This is a genomic window from Sphingomonas endophytica (assembly GCF_014199415.1).
Lineage (GTDB): Bacteria > Pseudomonadota > Alphaproteobacteria > Sphingomonadales > Sphingomonadaceae > Sphingomonas > Sphingomonas endophytica.
Genome location: NZ_JACIJN010000002.1, coordinates 492111 through 509200 on the forward strand (window position 1 = coordinate 492111; position 17090 = coordinate 509200).

At 69.3% G+C, this 17090-nt stretch carries 11 protein-coding genes; 1 reads left to right on the plus strand and 10 read right to left on the minus strand.

Annotated features, from left to right (window positions below; all coding sequences use genetic code 11):
• Nucleotides 1-8 precede the first annotated feature (8 nt).
• The 7 genes from FHS97_RS05120 to FHS97_RS05150 all read right to left on the minus strand — a co-directional run bounded on the left by FHS97_RS05120 (nt 9) and on the right by FHS97_RS05150 (nt 7952).
• The gene (locus FHS97_RS05120; RefSeq protein WP_184033955.1) at nt 9-191 is read right to left on the minus strand and encodes an alpha/beta hydrolase; all 183 of its coding nucleotides are present in this window, start codon (nt 189-191) and stop codon (nt 9-11) included.
• 11 nt (nt 192-202) lie between these two features.
• On the minus strand, nt 203-520 hold the full coding sequence (locus tag FHS97_RS05125; RefSeq protein WP_184033958.1) for a hypothetical protein: 318 nt from the start codon (nt 518-520) through the stop codon (nt 203-205).
• Between the two features lie 32 nt (nt 521-552).
• Complete coding sequence (locus tag FHS97_RS05130) at nt 553-1638, minus strand: YdcF family protein (protein WP_343053378.1); 1086 nt, start codon at nt 1636-1638, stop codon at nt 553-555.
• Nucleotides 1632-4139 (minus strand): TonB-dependent receptor, encoded by a 2508-nt coding sequence (locus tag FHS97_RS05135; protein ID WP_184034156.1) that lies wholly within the window; start codon nt 4137-4139, stop codon nt 1632-1634. The genes FHS97_RS05130 and FHS97_RS05135 overlap by 7 nt, the downstream gene beginning before the upstream one ends.
• Nucleotides 4140-4757: 618 nt before the next feature.
• On the minus strand, nt 4758-6092 hold the full coding sequence (locus FHS97_RS05140; RefSeq protein ID WP_184033961.1) for a GntT/GntP/DsdX family permease: 1335 nt from the start codon (nt 6090-6092) through the stop codon (nt 4758-4760).
• Nucleotides 6093-6485: a RidA family protein gene (locus FHS97_RS05145; RefSeq protein WP_184033964.1), complete on the minus strand. Its 393-nt coding sequence runs from the start codon at nt 6483-6485 to the stop codon at nt 6093-6095. It abuts the gene before it with no gap.
• A complete protein-coding gene (locus FHS97_RS05150; protein WP_184033966.1) occupies nt 6486-7952 on the minus strand; it encodes an N-acyl-D-amino-acid deacylase family protein in 1467 nt (488 codons plus the stop codon).
• Nucleotides 7953-8039: 87 nt separating this feature from the next.
• Here FHS97_RS05150 and FHS97_RS05155 point away from each other — a divergent pair, with 87 nt between their 5' ends.
• Nucleotides 8040-9263, plus strand: a complete 1224-nt coding sequence (locus tag FHS97_RS05155) for an amino acid deaminase (RefSeq protein WP_184034159.1) — start codon at nt 8040-8042, stop codon at nt 9261-9263.
• 25 nt (nt 9264-9288) lie between these two features.
• Here FHS97_RS05155 and FHS97_RS05160 read toward each other — a convergent pair whose 3' ends face one another.
• The 3 genes from FHS97_RS05160 to FHS97_RS05170 are packed head-to-tail and all read right to left on the minus strand — an operon-like array spanning nt 9289 to nt 17038.
• The gene (locus FHS97_RS05160) at nt 9289-11397 is read right to left on the minus strand and encodes an alpha-L-fucosidase (RefSeq protein WP_221233110.1); all 2109 of its coding nucleotides are present in this window, start codon (nt 11395-11397) and stop codon (nt 9289-9291) included.
• Nucleotides 11394-13703 carry a beta-N-acetylhexosaminidase gene (locus FHS97_RS05165; RefSeq protein ID WP_184033969.1) on the minus strand — a complete coding sequence of 770 codons (2310 nt, stop codon included), beginning with the start codon at nt 13701-13703 and terminating at the stop codon, nt 11394-11396. The genes FHS97_RS05160 and FHS97_RS05165 overlap by 4 nt, the downstream gene beginning before the upstream one ends.
• 41 nt (nt 13704-13744) lie before the next feature.
• Entirely contained in the window at nt 13745-17038 is a 3294-nt protein-coding gene (locus FHS97_RS05170) for a TonB-dependent receptor (RefSeq protein ID WP_184033972.1), read from the minus strand.
• Nucleotides 17039-17090: the final 52 nt, after the last annotated feature.

Below are 17090 nucleotides of genomic sequence, written 5' to 3' on the forward strand. Positions count from 1 at the left end.
AGTGTCGCTCACCCCTGAGTGAACGCGAGCAGATCGGCGTTGATCCGGTCGGCATGTTTGGTCGGCAATCCGTGCGGATAGCGGGTGTAGGATTTCAGCACCGCGCCCGCGACGATGCCGGCGGACAGCTTGCCGGTGGTCGGAAGCGGCACGACCTGAGCGTCCTCGCCGTGCATGATCTGTGTCGGCACCTTGATCGCCTTCAGATCGTCGGTGTATCGGTTTCCGAGAACGCCTTGATGCCGGGCGTATGCGCCAGCACGCTGCCCGGTATCCCCTGCCGCCACCAGTTGCGGCGCACGCCTTCCTTCACCTCGGCGCCACCGCGGCTGTAGCCGAAAGACAGGCGGGTGACGTCGTGGAAGAAGTGCGCGCGGTTGGTCGCGGTCTGCTGGCGGACTGCGCGAGGGGCGCGCTGGAGGCGGTGATGCCAGACTGGGCGGCCCCGGTGCTGGTGCTGCATCTGGTGATGCCGCCCTCCACGCTGCGCGCGTGGCGCGTGCAGGCGGTGATCGATCATCTCCCGCGCGCCCGACCGCGGCGCTGTGCGCGTTACGGGTCCAGAGGGTCGATGGGATCGTAGCGCAACGAGGCGGCGAGCGGACGGAAGACGGCCTCGTTCGGCGACGGCCGCCGCGTGATCGTACCGGGCTGATAGCCCAGTTCGGCCTGATTGCGCGCGGCGAACGCCGGGCTCACGATCGCGTCGATGTGGCCGACGTTGCTGACGACCAGCACGTCCTGCGACAGCGGCGCGCCGAGCGCGTGCAGGCGCCGCGTCGCGTTGCGGAGGTTCGTGGTGGTGTGCCGCGCATAGGGTTCGACGACGATCGCCGCCGCGGGCACGCCGAAGCGGTCGATCAGCGCGCGCTGCATCTCGAACGCCTCGACATGGCGGGTGTCGCGGGGGTGGACCGCACTGCCGCTGACGATGATGAACGGGGCCAGCCCCTGCGCGAAACGTTCCGCCGCGAGCCGGACGTTGACCTTCCCGCGCGCGCTCAGCGGCGTGACCAGGTCGTCGGGGCCGACGCCGAGCGCGACGATCGCCGCGTAGCGGAAGCGCGACCAATCGACCCCGCGCGCCTTCGCCAGCGCCGCCGCGTTGAAGCGCGCGTCGAGCGGCTCGAACGCCACCGCGGCATCCTTGTCATTGGCGTCGAGCAGCGCGAGCGCCAGCGACAGGCTGTAATCGCCGGCCACGGCCGGATCGTCGCGTTGCACGTCGGCCAGCATCGCTGCATCGGCAACCTTCGCGGCGAACGCAGGGCTGCCGAACGGCTCGTCCGACCCGTCGACGAGCGGATAGCGCGGCAGCTTGCCGACACCGTAGACGCGCAGCACCTCGTTGAGCCCGTCGATCTCGCGGCGGACCGCCTCCGCATCGTCCGGCGCGCGACGTGCCATGCTTTCGCGCTCGTCGTCGCGCCAGACCGCTGCCTCGACCAGACACGCCGCGCGGCCGGCGCAGGCGTCGCGGCGGCGCTGGCGCGCGGGGCTGGTCGGCAGCCCGCGCAGATGGGGGAACAGGCGTGCCGCGAGCGTGGCGAGATGCACGTCGCGGGCCGGTGCCGCCGGTGCCGGTGCCGCCAGCAGCAGCAGCAGCGCACCGACCGCACCGGCGCGTGCGTTCACCACGCCTTGCTCACGATGAACCGCACGCTGCGACCGAAGATCGGCCGGCCGTAGATCGCGTCGCTGGAGGCCTGTCCGTCGAGCTGGTCGGTGCGGGGATTGCCCTCGGTCAACCCCTTGTTGTTGAAGATGTTGTCGCCGACGACCTGGAACTGGAAGCCGTTGTGGGTCAGCGTACCGCCCAGCCCGAAGGTGTTGTACGACGGCAGCCCGGTGCGGTTGAGCAGATCGACATAGCGGCGGCCGATATATTCGTAGCGGCCATAGACCTCGACCTGATCGCCGCCGGCGTCGAACGAGAAGGTCGGGCGGACGTTGCCGAACACCTTCGGCTCGCGGATGATCTGGTTGCCATTGACCGCCGACGGATCGGCACCCGAGCTGTTCTGCAGATTCTTGTACTGCGGGTCCTGATAGGTGAACGATCCCGAGACGAAGAACCACCGCGCCGGCGCGAGCGTGCCGTCGACCTCGACGCCCTTGACCTCCGCCTGACCGATGAACGGCACCGCCTGATCGTTGCGCCCGGTGGCGGGATTGAACGCGACGAACGAGGCATTGAACGGATCGAACTTCGTGTAGAAGCCGGTCAGGTACAAGTAATTGCGCCCGAAGGATGCCTTGAGCCCGGCCTCGTACTGGTCGGCCTGCGTCTTCACCAGCACCGGATTGATGTTGTAATAGCTCGACGATTGCGGCGGCACTTCGAGGTGCGAGGCCCGGACATAGCCGCCGAAATGGTCGCTGACGTCGTAATTGACGCCGAGCGTCCAGTTGGTCGCGGTCGGATTGTCCTTGCGCGACTGCCGCCCGCCGTCGAACGTGCGCACCGCATTGTCGGCCAGCGTGGCCGGATCGCCGAGGTTGACGCCGTTGGTGGCGGTGGTCAGGCCGTACCCGTCGATATGGTACCATTCCTGCCGGATGCCGCCATCGACGCGCAGCCCGGGCACCACTTCCCAGGTGTCGTTGGCGTACAGCGAATAAACGGTCGAATCGACATCGCCCTGGTTGAGCGTGGTGCCGTAGCGCAGCACGCCCTTGTCGGTGACATAGCCGAGCACGTTGTTGTTCGCGTCATAGGCGACCAGATCGAGCGTGCGCGGCTGGCCACGCACTTCCATCAGGTAATCCTGATAGACCGCCTTGTTGGTCAGCCCATAGGCCGAGGCATAGCCGCCGAGGCGCAGATCGTGCGTGCCGAACCCGGTCTCGAACTTGCGCGTGACGCTGACGTCGCCCTGACCCGAATAGAAGCTGGAGCCGACGCCGCGATATTGCGCCTGCACCACCAGACCCGAGGCGCCGTAAGGGTCGTAAGCGGTCGCGCCGTTGCTGCCCGACAGCGCATAGCCCAGCCGCGCGACCGGGGTGACGGCGGTGCCGAACGCGGTGTTGGCCGCGGCGCGGAAGCCGTTGGCGAAGGTGGTGGCGTCGACCGGGTTCGACGTCGAATAGAGCGCGTCGAAATTCAGCCGCCCCTTGGTATAGCCCGCCCGCACCGCGAGCTGCCAGCCGCTGAACTCGGCATCATATTGAAGGCCGACATTGCCATATTCCATATGGCGGCCATCGGCGAGATCGCGGGTCTCGCTCTGCGTCACGCCCGCCGCGTCGCGGTACTTGAGCGTCACGCCGCGGAACGCCGGCGAGTTGAGCGTGCCATGGAAGAAGTCGATGAACGGATCGAGCGACACCGAAGGGTTGCGCGGATCGGCGACCGGGATCGGCAGGTAGAAGGTGTTGTGGTCGTTGAGATAATTGACGCTCAGCCGCACCGAGCCATTGTCGAGGTCGTGCTTGATATTGGCGCGGATCTGCCCGCCGCGGTCGTTGGGAAAGCCATTGTCGCGCTGCCCGCCGTCGCGGCGTAGGAAGCCGCCGATCGCATAATAGGTGCGCTCACCGAGCGGGCCGGACTGCATTGCGTCGAGCCGGTAGAGATCGGTGGTGCCGACCGTCATCTGCACCTTGCCGCGCGGCGTTTCGGAGCCGGTGACGGTGATGTTGTTGACGATCGCCGCCGCCTGGCTGGCGAAGATCGGCGCCGGGCCGCCACGCACCACCTCGACCCGCTCGGTCATCAGGTCGTAGCGGTTGAGGCTGTCGCCGCGAAAGAAATTGCCGTTGATGTCGTGGAACAGCGGCAGGCCGTCCTGCTGGAACACGGCATAGCCGTCGTCGGTCGGGATGCCGCGGATCCGGGTGACGTTCTGCACCTCGCCACCGGTCGCCTCGACCTGGATGCCGGGCAGCTTGCCGAGCAGGTCGGCGAAATTGAGCGGCGCGAGCCGCTTCACGTCGTCCTGACCGAGCGAATTGACGGCATAGGACACGTCGAAGCGACGTTGCCGCCGCGCCGAGCCGGTGACGATGATGTCGGAGCCGGTAGTCTCGTCGGCGGTGGTCGTCGCGGGCGCGTCCGCCTGTGCGGTGTCCGACGCGGGCGCCGTGTTGTCGGCCTGCGTCGAAACGGCCTGCGCTTCGACGGCGAACGGCGTCATCAACAGGCACGTCGCGGTGGCGAAGGCGGTCAGGTGGGTATTCCGCAGCAGCATGGACTTCGCGATCACGATCATCATTCCCCCTTCGGGCCATCAATGCCGCAGCCCGTTGCGGCTGATTGCGACAGCATGATGAAAGCTCAAGTTTTTCTTGGATGTCGCGCCGCGATCGCAGCATGAGTGTTGCCCGAAAGTCGCGGCGGATCGATCGCTTGCGCCACGACGCCGTCGCAGGCGCGCCCTCGCGCTTTCGACGTTGCGCATCGCGGCGGCGGACGCCGATCGGACCCGCTTTCTCACACGGGAGGTCCTTTCGATCCTTGAGGCACGCGCGCATCCGCCGCGCGACGACCCCACCGACCGGCTCGCCATCGATCTGGCGATCCGACCGGGGCGGGCAAGGCGCATGACGCCCGCTGGGATGTGACCGCGATCGAGCAGGGCCGGGCGGCCCATCAGGCCGCGTCGACGCTCGAGCTGGCGAGCACCGAAGAGCGGATCTGCATCGACGTCGATCTGCTCGGCCCGCTTCTCTGACGCGAGACTCCGGCCGGATCAACGAGCGCGGGCGAGCCTCGCCTCCTGCTCGGGCGATCCCGGATCAGGGTCGATCCACCCTCACACCACCAGCGACAGCGAAAGGGTCAGCAACAGCGCGACCACCGAGATCAAGGTCTCGCACGCCGTCCAGCTGCGGATCGTGTCCGCGACGCTCAGCCCGAAATATTCCTTCACCAGCCAGAAGCCGCCGTCGTTGACATGGCTGAGCACCACCGATCCCGCGCCGGTGGCAAGCACCAGCAATTCCGGCCGGACCAGCGGCTGGGCAGCGGCGAGCGGCGCCACGATCCCGGCCGCCGTCGCCATCGCGACGGTCGCCGATCCGGTCGCGACCCGCATCAACGCCGCGATCAACCATGCCAGCAGCAGCACCGGGACGTGCCATTGCGCGGCCAGCGCGACCAGCGCGCCGGACACGCCGCCTTCGGTCAGCATCCGCCCGAACCCCGCGCCGACGCCGACGACCAGCGTGATGAGCGCGGTCGGCGCGAGGCAATCGTTGGTGTAGCGCTGGATCGTCTCCATCGAGAGCCCGCGCGCCAGCCCGAGCGTCCAGTAGCTCGCCAGCACCGCCGCCAGCAGCGCCACCACCGGCGTGCCGACAAAGCGGATGATCTGGTCCGCGCCCGATCCCGGCGCGGTGATCGTCGCGCCGACGCTGCCGAGCAGCATCAGCACCACCGGCAGCAGCAGCGTCGCGAGCGTGATGCCGAAGCCCGGCAACGCGCCGTCGGGCACATCCTCGACCAGCGTCTTCACCGGCGCGGCGGGGGCGAGGCGCGGCACGATGAAACGGCCATAAAGCGGCCCGGCGATCACGGCGGTCGGCACGCCCACGATCAGCGCGAACAGGACGGTGAGGCCGACATCGGCACCGAACGCCTGCGTCGCGAGCATCGCGGCGGGGTGGGGCGGCACCATCGCATGAACCACCGAGAGCCCCGCCGCCATCGGCAGGCCGAGCCGCATCGGATGCTGGCGCAGCCGTCCCGCCACCGCGAAGACGATCGGCACCAGCAGGACGAAGCCGACCTCGAAGAACACCGGCAGACCGACGATCAGCGCCACCGTCATCATCGCCCAGTCGGCGCGGCGCGCACCGAAAAAGCCGATCACCGTCCGCGCGATGCGGTCCGCGCCGCCCGACTCGACCATCATCTTGCCGAGGATCGTCCCCAGCCCGACGACGAGCGCGATATGGCCCAGCGCGCTGCCGACCCCGGCCTCGAACGCCTTGACGATCGAGGCGGGCGGGAGCCCGGTCACGAGCGCAAGGCCGAGCGAGACCAGCACCAGCGCGATGAACGGGCTGAGCCGGACGCGGACGATCAGCGCGATGAGGACGGCGACCGCCGCTGCCCCTTCGAGCAGCAGCAGGGCAGACGGTGCCACTTACGGCTTCTTCCAGGCGATGCAGTCCACCTCAACCTTGCAGTCGACCACCATCTGCGACACCACGCAGGCGCGCGCCGGCGGATTCGCGCCGAAATATTCCTTGAAGATGCGGTTGAACGACATGAAGTCGCGCGCATCGTCCAGCCATACGCCGCAGCGCACGACATGCTCGGGGCCGTAGCCCGCCTCCTCCAGGATCTTCAGCACGTTGCGGATCGCCTGATGCGTCTGCGGGATGATGCCGCCGTCGATCACCTCGCCATCGACCATCGGCACCTGCCCGGAAACGTACAGCCACCCATCGGCCTGTACCGCGCGGGCGAACGGCAGATGCTGCCCGCCGGTGCCGCTGCCGCCCTCGACGCCGTAGCGCTTGATCCCGTCACTCATTCATCGATCCTCTTCGTTGAAAACAGTCTGGCTTTCCGGGCGGCGCAGCATCCGCCCGCCGCGCGCGCCCGTCACGCCGTTGCGGTCGAGCGCCGCGACGCCGTTGACCCACACCCCGAGCACGCCCGCGGCGGGCTGTTCGGGATCGTCGTAGCGGGCGCGGTCCGCGATCCGTGCGGGATCGAACAACACGAGGTCCGCCGCCGACCCGGCGCGCACGTAGCCGCGATCGGCCAATCCGAGGCGGTCGGCGGTCAACCCGGTCATCTTCCGGATCGCCGCGGGGAGCGACAGCAATCCACGCTCCCGGACATAATGCGCGATCACGCGCGGAAAGCTGCCCCACAGCCGCGGGTGCGGGCGCGGATCGCACGGTAGACCGTCCGATCCGACCATCGTCAGCGGATGCGCAAGGATGCGATCGACGTCGTCCTCCGCCATGCAATGGTAGACCGCGCCGGCCGGCTGCAACCGCCGCGCCGCGTCGCGCGGCGCGACGCCCCAGTCGGCGGCGATGGCGTCGAGCATCCGGCCGGCCTGTGTCGGTTCCGCGTCGGACCAGGTGATCATGATCGGCGTTTCCGGGACGACCTGCCCGAGATCGAGCGTCGAGGAACTGGCGGTATAAGGATAACAATCGCAGCCGACCGGATGCGTGGCTGCGGCCTGTTGCAACTGGTCGAGGATCGCGCCGCTGCGGCCATGCTGCGGCGCACCGGCGCATTTCAGGTGCGAAACCACGAGCGGCGCGGCGGCGTGACGCGCGATTGCGACCGCTTCATCGATCGCCGCGCCGATCCCGGCGCCCTCGCTGCGCAGGTGGGTGCAATAGACGCCGCTGGTCCCCTGCAACGCCGCGGCGACCGCCATCACTTCCTCGGTCGAGGCGTGGATCGCATTGGCATAGGCGAGCCCGGTCGAGAAGCCGAACGCGCCCGCCGCGAGCGCGTCGGCGAGGTCGGCGCGCATCGCCTCGCGCTCGGCCACGCTGGCGTCACGGTCGAGCCGGTCGAGATGCCGGGCGCGCAGCGCCGTGTGGCCGACCAGCGCGGCGACGTTGGTCGCGGGCGCGGCCGCGTCGACCGCGGCGGCATAAGCGGCGAAGCTATCGTAGCGAAAGGCGTCCGGCGCCCCGAGCAGCACCATCGGATCGGGCAATGCGTCGCCGTCCGCGCCGCCGGCGCCGGCGCTGATCCCGCAATTGCCGACCACGACCGTCGTGACCCCCTGCGTGATCTTCGGCGTCATCGCCGGGCGGGTGATCGCGACGAGATCGTCATGGGTATGCGCGTCGATGAAGCCGGGCGCGAGCGCCAGCCCGCGTGCGTCGATCGCGCCGGCCGGCGGAATGTCGCTCGCCGGGGTGACGGCCGCGATCCGCGCGCCGCAGATCGTCACGTCGGCATGCCAGCCCGCACTGCCGCTCCCGTCATAGAGCATCGCTCCCGCGATCATCGTGTCGGTCATGCTGCGTTCCTCACCGCTCGATCCGCATTGTCACCGGCCCGTGCAATTAAGTAAACGTCTTGAATTATCAGGAGACCGGCGGTGACGATGATCGAGTTGAACAAGGGCGTCGGGTCGGGTGACGGGCCGTGGAACCTGCTTGCCGGCGACGTGCCGTTTCCCGCCGCGGTGCTGAGCGAGACGCGCATGGCGCACAATCTCGCGTGGATGCGGTCGTTCATCGACGCTTACGGCATGGCGCTCGCACCGCATGGCAAGACCACGATGGCACCCGCGCTGTTCCGGCGGCAGCTCGACGCCGGCGCATGGGGCATGACGGTCGCGACCAGCCAGCAGGCGCGGGCGGCGGCGGCGCATGGCGTGGCGCGCATTCTGATCGCCAATCAGGTGGTCGGTGCCGCGAACCTCGCCGAAATAGCCGAGCTCGCGGCGCGTCCGGAACTCGAATTGCTGTGTCTGGTCGACAGTCCGGCGGGGGTGGCGATGCTGGGGGCAGCATGTCGCGCGCGCGGGGTGACGCTCGACGTGCTGATCGAGCTGGCGCCCGAACGCGATCAGCCGGGTTTTCGCACCGGCATCCGTGACGAGGCGCAACTCGCGGCGGTGCTCGACGCGCTGGCCGGGTGGCGCGACGCGTTGCGGCTCGCGGGGGTCGAATTCTACGAAGGCGTGCTGCCCGACGAGGCCGAGGTGCGTCGCTTCGTGCGGCGGGCGGTCGAGACGACCGCGCGGCTGGTGGAGGCGGGGACGATCGCGCGCGCGCCCGCGATCCTGACCGGCGCGGGGTCGGCCTGGTATGACGTCGTGGCCGAGGAGAGCGCGGCGGCGACCCGCGACGGCGCGGTGCAGGTGCTGCTGCGGCCGGGCTGTTACCTGAGCCATGACGACGGGCTGTACCGCGCCGCACAGGAACGGATCCTCCAGCGCAACCCGGTCGCCCCGACGCTGGGCGAGGCGTTGTTGCCGGCGCTGCGGATCTGGGCGGTGGTGCAGTCGCTCCCCGATCCGGCGCGCGCGGTGGTGGCGATGGGCAAGCGCGACGTCGCCTTCGACGCCGGGCTGCCGCGCCCCGCGACGCTGTTCCGCCCCGGCCGCGACACCGCCCCGGCGACCGCACCCGCGCATTGGGAGGTCACCGGGCTGATGGACCAGCACGCCTATCTCGCGATCGCGCCCGGCGACGATCTGGCGGTCGGCGACGTGCTGGCCTTCGATATCTCGCATCCGTGCCTGACCTTCGACAAATGGCGGCGCGTGCTGGTCGCCGATGACGCGCATCGCGTGGTGGAGGTGGTGGAGACGTTCTTCTGAGCATCGCCACCCGGGGCCGCGTGGCTCAGCGCGTCAGGATGCCGATCTCCGCGACCGCCAGCCGCTGCTCGCCCTTGGCGGTGCGGGTGAAGGCGATCTCGATGTAGCGACCGCGATGCGGGCGCGCGAAGGCGAGCCGCTGCGGGGACTGATTGGCGGCGATGTTGCTGAACTCGCCGCGCTCCTGCGGCGGCCCGGTCAAGGCCGGATCGTCGCCGACCCGCACCGTCCAGGCGGCGGGATCGCCCGCACCCTGCGGGGCGTGCCAGCCGGGCTTGAGCACGAAGCCACGCACGTCGACGCTGCGGCCGAGATCGATCGTCACCGAGCAGGGCTTGCCGTCGGGGCCGGTCAGCGGCGCGATCCAGTCGGTGCGGTTCAGCTCGTCGATCAGCCGTTCGGCACCGGGCGCGCTGGCGCGGACGATCTTCCAGTCGCTCTTGCGGATGTCGAAGCTCTGCCGGCCGACCGTGCTGAGCGCGCTTGTGGCGCGGTGGATGCCGATCGCCTGCACCACGCCGCCGTCCGGAAGCGCGAAGGGCGCGGAGTAGCGCGGCGAGGCGAGCGTCGGTGCGCTGCCGTCGGTGGTGAACGCAATCTCCTGACCCGGTGCATCGCTGGTCAGCGTCACCATGCCGTCGCGCGCCCGCACGATATGCGGCGGTTCGAGCAGCACCGGGGCCAGATACAGGCCGAACTCGGTGATCGCGGGCGCGGCACGGGTCGCGACGATCCGCAACCGCACGCCGCCGGTGGTGACCGGCGCATCGAGCCGGATCACGCGCTGCGACCCGATCCCTTCCTTGCTGACCACCTCGACCCATGCGCCGGCACGCTGGACGTCGATCGCGAACCGGTCGACGCGCAGCCCGAGCGGCAGATGCTCGGCGAGCCGCACCACGTCGAAGGTCCGCGCGACGCCGAGGTCGAGCGTCAGCGTCGGCACCGCCGCACCGTCGCGGCCCGCCCAGAAGCTGGCGGGATCGCCGTCGAGCACGTTCGCCGCCGGATGACCGGGCCGCGCGCTGCTGGCGACCGGATGCGCACCGCCGGCAAGGTTGGTGGCGTACATGCGGCGCAGCGCCGCGCCGAAGGCGGTGAGGTTGCCGACATCCTCGTCGGTGACCAGCCCGCGCGTATCGGGCGCGAGGTTGAGCAACAGCCCGGCGCTGCGCCCGACCGTCTCGAAATAGATCTTCATCAGATTGGCGGGGCTGCGGCTCTGCCCGTCCTCATAGGCGTGCCAGAACCAGCCGTAGCGGGTCGAGACATCGGCTTCGGCGGGCCACCAGACCGAGCCGCCGCGCACCCCCGTATTGCCCTTTTCGGGGGTGAAGCCCCTGTCGTCCATCGTCGCCCAGCACGGGTCGCCGGCCTCGCCCTCCTCGTTGCCGACCCAGCGCAGATCGGCGCCGACCGGATCGAAGGTGCAGGCCATCGGCTGGAGTTCGTGGACATAGTCGATGATCGACGGCCAGTCGTAATAAGGCACGGCGTCGATCTTCCGCGTCTCGCGCGCGCCGCCATAATAACCGTCGCCGCCGTTCGCCCCGTCGAAGAACACCTCGTAGATCGGGCCGTAGTTGGTCAGCAGCTCGCGAAGCTGGTTGCGGAAGAAGGTGATATATTCGGGTCGTCCGTAGCCGGCGTGATTGCGGTCCCATGGCGACAGATAGATGCCGAACTTCAGTCCGTGGCGGCGACAGGCGGCGGACAGCTCGCCGACGATGTCACCCTTGCCATTTTTGTACGGGCTGTTCTTGAGGCTGTGCTCTGTATAGGCGCTGGGCCACAGGCAGAAGCCGTCGTGATGCTTGGCGGTGATGATGACGCCGCGCAGCTCGGCGGCCTTGGCCGCGCCGACGATCTGGTCGGCGTCGAACTGTTTGGGGTCGAAGATCGCCGGGTCCTCGTCGCCATAGCCCCATTCGCGATCGGTGAAGGTGTTGATCGTGAAGTGGACGAAGGCATTCTGCTCCAGCCGGTGCCATGCGAGCTGTCGTGCCGAGGGCGTCGCGCCATACGGGACCAGCTTCGGGGCGGACGGCGCGGCGAGCGCCGACATGGGAAAGGACAGGCCGGCGGCGGCACCGGCGATCACGCCGCGCCGCGACAGAGGGGGGAGAGAGGTCACCGTGGCTCCTTCGGGGTCAGTCGCACCGTATCGATGCCGTAGAGCGGCCCGCCGACCGGCGGCGCGATCGTCAGGCACAGGTCCGCCTGCGCGGTCGTCGATGCCAGCGGCGCGTCGAGCGTGAAGCGGTTCGGCGCGCTGGCGGGGTCGGGCAGCGGCAGCGCGGCGAGCACCGCGCCGGCACAGTCACCGGCATGGACCAGCAATGTGCCGAAGCTGGTCGGGTTATAGCGCCACACCACCTGCTCGCGCTGCGGCTGGCGGAGCGCGAAATTGCGCGGGAGCCGCCCGACCGTCACGCTGATCGCGCTGAGCTGATCGAGCGGAGCGTCGGGGTAACGCCAGCAGCTGTCGAAGATGTTCATGCTGTGCGCCGGCCCGGCGGTCGCGTCGGGGGAGAGCGGGAGGCGCAGCAGGATGCCGGGGGTGGTGGTGCACGGCGGCAGCGCGGCGCTGGTGCGGGTCAGCAGCGCCGGAGGGGCGGTGTCGAAGCGGCGCGGCGCGGCCAGCGCGCGGCCGTCGGGGGCGATCGTCGTCGCACGGATCACGCTGCCCGCCGCGACCGTCAGCGGCGTGGCATAAGCGGGGGAGGTGGCGGTGGGCGCGCTGCCGTCGGTCGTGTAGCGGATCGTGCCATAGGCCACCTGCCGGGTCAGGGCGACCGTGACGCGCCTGGCGCGCAACGCCGCACCGACCCCGCCGGGCACCGCGAAGTCGACCGCGAAGGCGGAGTCCGCGGCGGCGATTCCTTGCCGGCGATAGCGGTCGAGCTGCGGATCGAGCCGGGTGAGGAACGCCGGCCAGTCGCGCGCCGCCTTCGGCGACCACGCCATCTCCGCCAGCGCGGCGAGGCGCGGGAACAGCGCATGTTCGCGCTGTTCGGGGGTGACCATATATTCGGCCCAGAGATTGGCCTGTGCACCGAGCACATGCTGCGCGCGGGCGGGCGCGATCGCGGCGGGTAGCGGATCATAGGCATAGACGTCGGCGAGCGTCTGGATCTTCAGCCGGCCGGGCGGCTCGTCGTCGCGCGCGCTTTGCAGATTGTCGAGATAGAGCACCGGGCCGGGCGACAGCACCACGTCATGCCCCATGTTCGCCGCCTCGATCGCGCCGGCCTCGCCGCGCCACGACATCACCGAGGCGGAGGCGGGCAGTCCGCCCTCGAGGATCTCGTCCCAGCCGATCAGCCGGCGGCCGTGGCGGGCGAGATGGTCCCCCAATTGCCCGATGAACCAGCTTTGCAGCCGTTGTTCGTCGGCGATGCCGAGCGCGCGCCTCTGCGCCTGCACCGCCGCCGATGCCTGCCACTGGTCCTTGAGCGCCTCGTCGCCGCCGACATGGATATAGGGCGAGGGGAAGATCGCCATCACCTCGTCGAGGACGTTGCGGACGAAGGTCAGGTTGCGCGTGTCGGTGCCGAACAGATAGGGGTTGATCCCCCAGTCACCTGACACCGGCGGACGATCTCCGAGCACGCCGATCTCGGGATAGGCGGCGATCGCGGCCTGTGCATGGCCGGGCAGGTCGATCTCGGGGACGATCGTCACCGCGCGCGCCGCGGCATAGGCGACCAAGGCACGCAGCTGCTCCTGCGTGTAGAAGCCGCCATATCGGCCGGGCGGTGCGCCGTCGTTGGGCGTCGTCGACGCGCGCCACGCGCCTTTCCGGGTCAGTTCGGGATAGCGTTTGATCTCGATCCGCCAGCCCTGATCGTCGGTCAGATGCAGTTGCAGCTTGTTGAGCTTGTGCTGCGCCATCATGTCGATGACGCGCTCGATCGCGGCGACCGGCTGCATGTGGCGCGCGACGTCGAGCATTACCCCGCGCCACGCGAAGCGCGGGCGGTCGTCGATCGCCAGCGCGGGGACGGCGACTGCGTCGCCGAGGCGCGCGTCGGGCGCGAGCAATTGCGCGAGCGTCATCGCGCCGTAGAAGAGCCCGGCGTCACTGGCCGCGGTGATGCGGATTCCGGCGGGGGTGACGTCGAGCCGGTAATGTTCGTCGCCGGCGGTCGCCTTGCCGGCGCGGACGAAGCGGATCGCACCCGCGCCGCCTTCGGCGACGCGCAGGCGCAGGCCGCGGGTGCGGGCGACGATCTCGATCGCGCGCGCGGCGGCGTTGCGCGCGGCGGCGTCGCGGCCCGGCACGACGATCGTCGCGCCATTCTCGACCCGGAACGTGCCGGTGCCGAACGTGACCGCGGCCGGGACCGGCAACACCGCTGCCAGCGGCGCGGCGGCGGCGGGGGCGGCGACCAGCAGCGTCGCCGCAAGTGCCGCGCGCCCCAAGAGATGGCCGGTCATCATTCGCTCTCCCGATCGTGGCGCCGCCGCCCGCGCGGGCATCAGAACCGCGTCGTCGCCGACACGGAGATCATCCGCCCCAGCGTGTCGTACCGCTGCGGGATCGTATTGCCGCGCGACAGCGCATAGTCATAGGTGTTGCTCAGGATCGGCTGCTGCCGGTCGAACAGATTGTTGACCGCCGCGGTCAGCGTCAGCCCGTCGGCGATGTTGAACGCCAGCGCGAGGTCGAAGTAATTGTACGCCGGGATGCGCGTGAAGTCGGTGACCGCGGTCTCCGGCTTCGAATTCGGTCCACCGTTCTGCCCGGCGGTGGTGCCGGCGATATAGCGCCACGCCAGCGAGGCGCTGAACACCTCGTCCTGCGTCGTATAGGTGGCGCGGGCATTGTGGACCCAGCGCGGCGCGGGCTGCGGGCACGAGCCGCCGAAATAGCCGACGCAATTAAGGCGCGGCTGGTTGACCGCCGCCTGTCCGCCCTGATCGGTGGTCAGCGTGCCGTTCATCAGCAGGTCGAGCTTGCCCGCCTTCTCGCCGAAGCGCAGCGAATATTGCGCCTGGAAGTCGTAACCCTCGGCATAGAGGCGATAGGCGTTGAGGTTGCCCCCCTGGATATAGCCGCCTGCGGTGCCGGTGCTGGTCAGCTGATAGGTGGTCGGATCGCGCACCAGCCGCGTGCAATAATAGGGATCGCCGGTGATGACGCAGCCGTCGACCGCGAAGCTGGCGCCGAGATAGCTGATCACGTCGTTGACCTGAATTTTATAGCGATCGACCGAGAGGCTGAAGCGCGGCAGGAAGCGCGGCGTCAGCACGAAGCCATAGGTGGTGGTGCGCGCGTCCTCGGGGACGATCGGGGTGCCGTTGTTGCGCTGGCGGCAGACGTCGTCGACGCAGCGGATGCTGCCCGGCACGCCGGCGGCAAGGCCGTTGCCGTAGAGATTGTCGGGCAGCCCGGTCAGCCGGCACGCCTCGCGGCTGGCGAGCGGCGCGACGCCGTTGACGCTGGCGCACGGGTCGACGATCGTCGCATTCTGGTAGCTGATCGTCTGGTTGGCCTCGCGCAGCCCCGGCGCGCGCGCGGCGCGGTTGCGGCCGAAGCGGAAAGTGATGTCCTCGCTCGGCGAATAGACCGCCTCGATCTTCCACGTGTTGAACGTCTCGGGATTGGTGCTGTACTTGGACAGGCGATAGCCGCCGTTCACCTGCAACAGCTTGATGAGCGACACGTCCTGCACCAGCGGCAGCTGCGCCTCGACATTGCCCTCGACCACGTCCTGTTCCGCGAACCGGTCGGCGACGCCGCCATAGACCTCGATGAAGCGCGCGTTCTGGAGCCCGCGTTCCTGCTGCTTGCGATATTCGGCGCCGATCGCGATCGCAAGCCCCTGCTCCGCGAAAGGCGAGCGGATGCCGTAGCGGGTCAAGTCGGTGGTGAGGTTGGCGGTGACGTCGTAGAATTTGGCGCGCAGGTCGCTGTTGCCCAGCCCCTCGTTAAACAGATAGTTGCTCAGCGCGGCGCTGCCGGGATTGTTGGCGACGAAGACGTTGAGCGGGACGCAGGCCGGATCGCTGCCGTCGAGGACCGAGCGGCAGGTCGGCACGCCACCGACGTTGACGACGTCGAGCGCGCGGTTGACGTGCGCGGCGACCGGGTTGCCGCCCGGCTGCCACAATTGCCGGCTCTCGTCGTAGACGCCGCCGATATCGTAGCGCCAGCCTTCGGCGATCTCGCCGCGCACCGAGGCGTTGATGCGCGTCTGCGTGTTGGTGAACGTCTCCTTGTCGCGGTCGCCGGCCAACCCGGGGAAGCCATATTGCACGCCGAGCGGCGCGAAGGCCGTCGTCCCGGCGGCGGTGCCGCAGATCGTCTGCGCCTGCGAGGGGGACAGGAAGGGGTTGTCGCAATTCACGCGGTAGCTGCCCTGCACATACGGGCCGTAGAGCAGGTTGGCGGATTTATCGCGCAGGTACATGACGCCAAGCGAGAATTCGGCGGCGGACGATGCCTTGAAGTTGATGAACCCGCCGGCGTTGTAGCGCTCATAGCCGCGCGCGGCGAGCCGGTCGCCCTGATTGGCGTAGCCGGGGATCGTCGCGGCCGGCGCGAAGGCGCCGGGGCTGCCGGTGACGTTCGAGTAATTGGCGCCGTTGGCGGTCAGCGTGCCGTTGGGCGAGGCGGCGGTGACGCCGCAGATCAGGTTGTTGACGCGCAGCGGATTGCCCGTGTCGCGGCGCAACTGGCAGCCCGAGGCGTCGCGGTCGCGGAACAGGATGCCGTCGGCGGTGCGATAGGTGCCGTAGACCGAGACGTTGAGCCGGTCGTCGAGGAAATTGTGCCCCCAGGTCGCGCTGAGATCGGCGCGCCCGCCGTCGCTGGTCATGCCGGTCGGGGTGGTGATCCCGTAGCGCGCGGCAACCGGGGTCGAGACGTTGGTGCGGTTGTTATGGTTGTAGAAGCTGTAGTTGGCCGACAGCTGCAGCCCGGTGAAATTGCGCTTGATGACATAATTGACGACGCCCGCGATCGCATCGGAGCCATAGACCGACGACGCGCCGCCGGTCAGCACGTCGACGCGCTCGACCAGCGACACGGGGATCAGGTTGGTGTCGACCGACTCCGTCCCCGCGATCCGCTGCCCGTTGATGAGCGACAGCGTGCGGTTGAAGTCGAGCCCGCGCAGCTTGACGCCGCGCTGCTGGCCGTTGCTCTGCTGGTAGTTCTGCTGCGCATCGGGCTGCACCTGCCCGAGCCGGTTGGTCACTTCCTCGAGATTGACCGCGCCCTGCGCCCTGATCTCCGAGGCGGTGACGGTGGTGATCGGGCTGGCGGACTTCAGGTTCGGACGAACGATGCGCGTACCGGTGACGACGATGTCGACCGCGCCGGCCGGTTCCTGCGCGGCCGGCTCGCCAGCGATCGCCGCGGCGCGCGCCGGTTCGCCCTGGTCGATCTGCCCGAGCGTGCTGAGCCCGGCGGGGGAGGGCGCGGCCGGCTGCGCGCTGACCACGAACACGCCCTGCTGGGTGCGCGACGCGGCGAAGCCGCTGTTGCGGAGCATCTGGGTGAGCGCGGCGCCGACCGGCATCGTGCCGGAGACGGCCGGGGCGCGGCGCGACGCGAGCCGTGCCTCGTCGAAGACGATCTGGATATGCGCCTGCTGCGCGAGCGTGCGCAGCGCCTGCGCCAGCGGTTGCGGGCGAACGTCGATCGACACCGCGGCCTGCTGCGCCTGTGCCGGCGTCGCCGCGAGCGTCGCGGTCAGCAGCGCCGCTGCCAGTGCCAGCGTGCTTGATCGCGCGCCGATGATACCAAATCCACTCCTGCCGGTCATACCGCCCCCATCTTATTTGGTTACCGGAATATGACGTGTGACGATGCAAAAC

Excerpts from the sequence above, each read along its gene's own strand:
- FHS97_RS05165 (WP_184033969.1), bottom strand. The coding sequence starts at position 13,703 with ATGACCGGCCATCTCTTGGGGCGCGCGGCACTTGCGGCGACGCTGCTG.
- FHS97_RS05155 (WP_184034159.1), top strand. The coding sequence starts at position 8,040 with ATGATCGAGTTGAACAAGGGCGTCGGGTCGGGTGACGGGCCGTGGAAC.
- FHS97_RS05150 (WP_184033966.1), bottom strand. The coding sequence starts at position 7,952 with ATGACCGACACGATGATCGCGGGAGCGATGCTCTATGACGGGAGCGGC.
- FHS97_RS05145 (WP_184033964.1), bottom strand. The coding sequence starts at position 6,485 with ATGAGTGACGGGATCAAGCGCTACGGCGTCGAGGGCGGCAGCGGCACC.
- FHS97_RS05170 (WP_184033972.1), bottom strand. The coding sequence starts at position 17,038 with ATGACCGGCAGGAGTGGATTTGGTATCATCGGCGCGCGATCAAGCACG.
- FHS97_RS05135 (WP_184034156.1), bottom strand. The coding sequence starts at position 4,139 with ATGACGCCGTTCGCCGTCGAAGCGCAGGCCGTTTCGACGCAGGCCGAC.
- FHS97_RS05125 (WP_184033958.1), bottom strand. The coding sequence starts at position 520 with ATGATCGATCACCGCCTGCACGCGCCACGCGCGCAGCGTGGAGGGCGG.